General features: G+C 48.8%; 3 protein-coding genes and 1 pseudogene. 3 read left to right on the plus strand and 1 reads right to left on the minus strand.

Annotation, left to right across the window (positions count from 1 at the left end):
• Window positions 1-156: 156 nt before the first annotated feature.
• Window positions 157-306 (plus strand): annotated as a pseudogene (locus L2082_RS18390) (rhodanese-like domain-containing protein); the annotation flags it as partial.
• Between the two features lie 105 nt (window positions 307-411).
• On the opposite strand, the gene L2082_RS18395 reads toward L2082_RS18390, so the two are convergent.
• Window positions 412-3,171: a cation-transporting P-type ATPase gene (locus L2082_RS18395; protein ID WP_446012108.1), complete on the minus strand. Its 2,760-nt coding sequence runs from the start codon at window positions 3,169-3,171 to the stop codon at window positions 412-414.
• Window positions 3,172-3,652: 481 nt separating this feature from the next.
• On the opposite strand from L2082_RS18395, the gene L2082_RS18400 reads away from it, so the two are divergent.
• Both L2082_RS18400 and L2082_RS18405 read left to right on the plus strand, forming a co-directional pair.
• Window positions 3,653-4,495 carry a hypothetical protein gene (locus L2082_RS18400; RefSeq protein WP_446012109.1) on the plus strand — a complete coding sequence of 281 codons (843 nt, stop codon included), beginning with the start codon at window positions 3,653-3,655 and terminating at the stop codon, window positions 4,493-4,495.
• A 181-nt stretch (window positions 4,496-4,676) separates the two neighbouring features.
• A complete protein-coding gene (locus tag L2082_RS18405) occupies window positions 4,677-4,853 on the plus strand; it encodes a hypothetical protein (protein WP_446012110.1) in 177 nt (58 codons plus the stop codon).
• Window positions 4,854-5,043: the final 190 nt, after the last annotated feature.

Consider the following 5,043-nt stretch of genomic DNA (forward strand, 5'->3'; position numbering starts at 1 on the left):
TTATCTATTTTTCGCAACTCTTCTCTGGATAGGTGCATGCGAACTCAGAACGTGGATAGATCTCGTAAAAAACGTTGTGACCCTTAAACTATCGTGATCTTCTTTTTTTGTCCAATCTTTTTTTGTGTGGAATGAGGGGGGTGAACGGTTACGACTATTGTGGTCTATTGCGGTTTTGTGAAATGCACCCGGAGCCATAATGGTGCCCTGTGGGCGAAGAAATCAGGATACACCAAGGTATTACGTCACCCTGGTGGGATCTTTGCCTGGAAGGGTGCTGATTATCCTACAGAGAGTGTAAAGTAGTTGGGATGAGCTTGCTCATGACAGTTGCTCATTAACGTATGAGGAAGAGGCAAATCTTCGGGTTTGCCTCTTTACATCCACAATTTCCCGCCACAACCCATCAACTCACCCAGCCCGTAACTTCTTCTCCACCTCAACAATCAAAAACCCGATTATCCCGGCCAGTATAATCCGCACCCAGGAGGCAATACCGATGGACGCACTTTGAAACAGCTGCTGCATGATCGGGACATAGGTGTACACCAGCTGAAGAAGCAACATGGAGATCACCCCGAAAAATACCCAGGCATTGGTAAAAAAGCCGAGCTGGAAGACGTTCTTGGTCAATGAACGGCAATTAAAGAGATAAAACAGTTCCATCATAACAAAGACGTTCACTGCAACGGTTCGTGCCTCCTCAAGGGAAGCACCGGCCGCCAGTTCCCATTGAAAGAGGCCAAAGGCACCGATCAATAACAACGTGCCCACAAGGAAAATTCTGGCTATCAGCTCACCGGTCAGGATCGGGGTATCAGGGTCACGGGGCTTGCGCAGCATAATGCCGGGCTCTTTGGGTTCAAAGGCCAGCATCAGACCCAGGAAACCGGCAGTGGTCATATTGATCCAGAGGATCTGCACCGGCAGAATGGGCAGGGTAAGGCCCAGAAATATAGCCGCCAGGATGACCAGCCCTTCCCCAAGATTGGTGGGCAGGGTCCAGACAATAAACTTGGTCAGATTCTCAAACACGGCCCGGCCCTCTTCCACTGCTGCCTCAATGGAGCTGAAGTTATCATCGGTTAACACCATGTCTGCTGCCTCCTTGGACACATCCGTACCAGTAATGCCCATTGCCACTCCGATATCAGCCTGCTTCAGGGCCGGAGCATCGTTGACCCCGTCACCGGTCATGGCCACCACATTACCTGTAGCCTGGAGTGCCCGCACCAGGCGGATCTTCTGTTCCGGCGTGGCCCGGGCAAAGACAGCTGTGTTCGCAGCAGCGGCAATCAGATCCTGATCCGATATCTTTTCCAGCTCAGAACCGGTCAGCACCGCTGGCTGTTCGCCGTCCTTGTAATCGTCTGCCAACCCAATCTGACCGGCAATGGCTGCTGCCGTGGCAGGATGATCGCCCGTAATCATCTTGATGCGAATCCCTGCCTGACGACAGGTCTTGACTGCTGCTATCACCTCGTCTCGGGGCGGATCAATCATACCCATCAGGCCAAGAAAGGTGAAACCGTCCTGTACATCCTCTGTAGCCATGCTGGTTATCGGCCCTGCCTTCTTTTCAGCAAAGGCCAGCACCCGTAACCCTCGGGCCGCAAGTCGCGTAACCTCTTCATGAACCTTCTCGTGATCCAGGGGAGTGGTCGTTCCCTGAGCAGTCAGCGCATTTTCGCATTTAGCCAGCACCTGTTCCACTGCCCCTTTGATACAGATGAGATTCTCCGTAGCATCGCCGGAATTTCCTGCCTCTTCCGGCTGTTCCTCATGCAAGGTCGCCATGAACTGGTGTTCAGATTCAAAGGGGATGCTGTCCAGTCGGGGATACCGGGCCTGGATTTCCTGTATGGCATATCCCCCCTTGCCGGCAACGGTGAGCAGAGCACCCTCTGTGGGATCGCCGTACATCTTCCATCCTTCTTCCTTCTTTTTGAGCACGCTGTCATTACATAGGGCCGCAACACGAAGGCTGTGATACAGAGCCGGAGCATTCTGCTCAGAAGGCGGTGCAGATGTCTGTTGCTTGTTTGCTTGATCTGCCTGCCCGGCCTGGCGAGTAATCTCTCCCTGGGGTGCATATCCTGAGCCGCTGACCGTATACTCCTCCTGGCCGGCAATGATGGCCTGCACAGTCATCTGGTTTTCGGTCAGGGTACCGGTCTTATCTGAGCAGATTACTGTAGTACTGCCCAGGGTTTCCACTGCGGGCAGTTTGCGGATAATGGCCCGCCGCTTAGCCATTCGGGAAACGCCGATGGCCAGAGTAATGGTGACTGCAGCTGGTAAACCTTCGGGGATGGCCCCCACTGCCAGGGCAACTGCGGCCATGAACATGTCAAACAACGACTGTCCGCGCAACAGACCTACACCCACGGTCAGGGCGGCCAGGAATAAAATGGCATAAAGAAGCACATGGCTGAACTGGGTAATCTTGCGGGTGAGCGGGGTGGCCAAATCCTGGGCCGTGGAAATCAAGCGGGAAATTCGCCCCACTTCGGTCTGATCACCGGTTGCCGTGATAATTCCCTTTGCCTGCCCATAGGTCACCATGGTGGAGGCATAGGCCATATTGGTTCGTTCTGCCAAGGGAGTCTCTTCTGGAAGGGGCGCAATATCTTTGACCACAGGCACAGATTCACCGGTCAGGGCCGATTCAGCCACCTGCAAATCCCGGCAATGGAAAAGCCGCATATCCGCCGGAACCCGATCCCCTGCTGTCAGCAAGACCACATCGCCTGGAACCAACCGGGTTGAATCTATGCGCTGTTTTTCTCCTGAACGCAACACCGTTGCCTCGGCAACCATGGTCTGGGCCAATGCTGCCAAGCTGCTCTCGGCCTTGGCCTCCTGAATATAGCCGATAACAGCGTTAACCAGCACCACCCCGAAAATAACCCCGGAATCCACCCATTCCTGCAAAAGAGCCGTGATAATCCCGGAGGCGATCAGGATATAGATCAGTGGCTGATGAAATTGCAGGAGAAAGCGAACCAAGGCACTCTTGCCTCCCTTGCTGGTCAGGAGGTTAGAACCAAAACGAGCGAGCCGTTGCTCAACTGTCTCCTCACTCAAGCCCTGTTGTTGGTCACTCTCCAAGAGAGTAAGGATTTTATCTGTTGCCAGCTGGTACCATTGTTCTTCAGGTATTGTCTTCATATCTCTCCATTCCCTTATTTCATACAATAGCGGATGCCGTATTCACCATATCAAACACCTATCAAACAACATTCTATCATCTGTTGCTCTGACAGGTTTTATCCCTGAGAGTACCATGAAATCCCTGCCAGAGGGAAGTATTTTCACAACTCGCCCCTGAACATCATTATTCTTATCATCTCCTTGATTAACATCTCTTTCTTTTGGTATCTTTTTTGCAGTAAAAGTACGTTAAGGTGCCACCGGGATCTTTCTTCACTGGTACCCAAAAAAATCATATTATTTCGAGAAGTTGGCCAGAGAGATATAACATCTTGAGCAAAGCCTCTGGCATGAGGTGTAAAAACCTTTACAGCTCAATACAATTTATTATACTTTTTTTACCACCTGACTATAGAAGGGGGACAGGAGTTTATAACGATACAATCTATTTCAGCAACTAATTACCCTAATTACCCAAAGGCATCGCCAATAAGCTATTTTGAAATCAGGAAAGATACCAGACAACGTTTTTGTACAGGGCAAAACCAAAAAACGCTTTTTCCAAAAAATAGGATATTTTTGCTCCATCTGCTTATCGCAGATTCCCTTTTTCCGGCCCAAAAAAATATGCTGCTCAACAGATCCCTATGCCATTGTTGCGCCGGTAAGCATGGTGCGGGTCGGGGGCCATTGCCATTCAGAAAAAGTCCATATTTTAGTCTATGGCAGAATAACTCCGCCCCACCCTGGAGTCTCTGTCCAGGTGGCCTTTCAAGGTCATCAGCTGGATCTTGACACTGTTGCCAGTGGCGAAACCCGTCCTGTCACAGTCCTGACTGATCAAACAGGCGAATTTGTGGTTGATGAAAATTTTATCTGTGGTCAGCAGGTCAAATTCATCACCAGTGTAATTTCTCTTCCCGGCACTGATGCTCCAACAGCTATTGCTTCGTTACGCTTAGAAAAAAAAAACGACTCTCACAGCAAAAAATGCACTCACCGCAATAACAAGGGTCCCCTCCCTCCAGCCACCATCACCATAGACTTTGAATCCCATTGCCAAAGCTCTGTCAGCTATTGGTTTGAAAATCCCTACACAAAAGGCACTATCTCCAAAACAACTGAAATCTCCTACTGTCCCACTGAATCATCAGCCCTGTATCTCAAACTTTTTCCTCATAACGAAAATCATACCAGTATTATAGATATTTTTACAACAACAGAGGAACATCCTGTTCCTCGCTACCAGCGGGTCCACACTACAACAACTGATGGGGAATTCACCCGTATTGCAATATTTGACGCTGAATCAACCTTAAAATCTGCCCTTATTCTTGTCTGACCCTCCCACCTCCCTTTTTTTCTCTCGTTTTCTCTCGTTTTTTCTCTTTTTTTCTTTCAACAAACAGGATAAGTTCTTTCTTCTCTGTAACAAGATGTTATGCATCACTGTTACTTCTAAGTTTGGTCCCGACCACAGGCCGGGGGAATTTTTCTCACTGCGAAAAACAAATTTTGGGCTTATGGATACAAAGAACGGAATACTTTGCCCGATTCCTGACAATGAACGGACCCCGTTTGTTGATGTCTTGTTAAAATTTATTGACTGGCAGAAGGTGTGTATCGAAAATGTAGAAAGGGAAAATGACAGGCTGAAAAAGGAGATTATCAAGCTGAAAAAAAAAACAGGTGACTGTTGAGAGAAAAGAAAACAGACCCGAGAACAGAACCTTTACTCTCAATTCTCCGAAAAGCGTAAAAACGCAATACCGCAAAACTCACACAATCAATATATATATTTACAATAATTTGCTTTTATGGTAAGAAGTACATTTTTAACCAAGCAAAAGGCTTTCCATGAAAACAGCAAAGAAATTGATACCGACATGC

The organism is Candidatus Electrothrix sp. (genome assembly GCF_052785085.1).

Excerpts from the sequence above, each read along its gene's own strand:
- L2082_RS18395 (WP_446012108.1), bottom strand. The coding sequence starts at position 3,171 with ATGAAGACAATACCTGAAGAACAATGGTACCAGCTGGCAACAGATAAA.
- L2082_RS18405 (WP_446012110.1), top strand. The coding sequence starts at position 4,677 with ATGGATACAAAGAACGGAATACTTTGCCCGATTCCTGACAATGAACGG.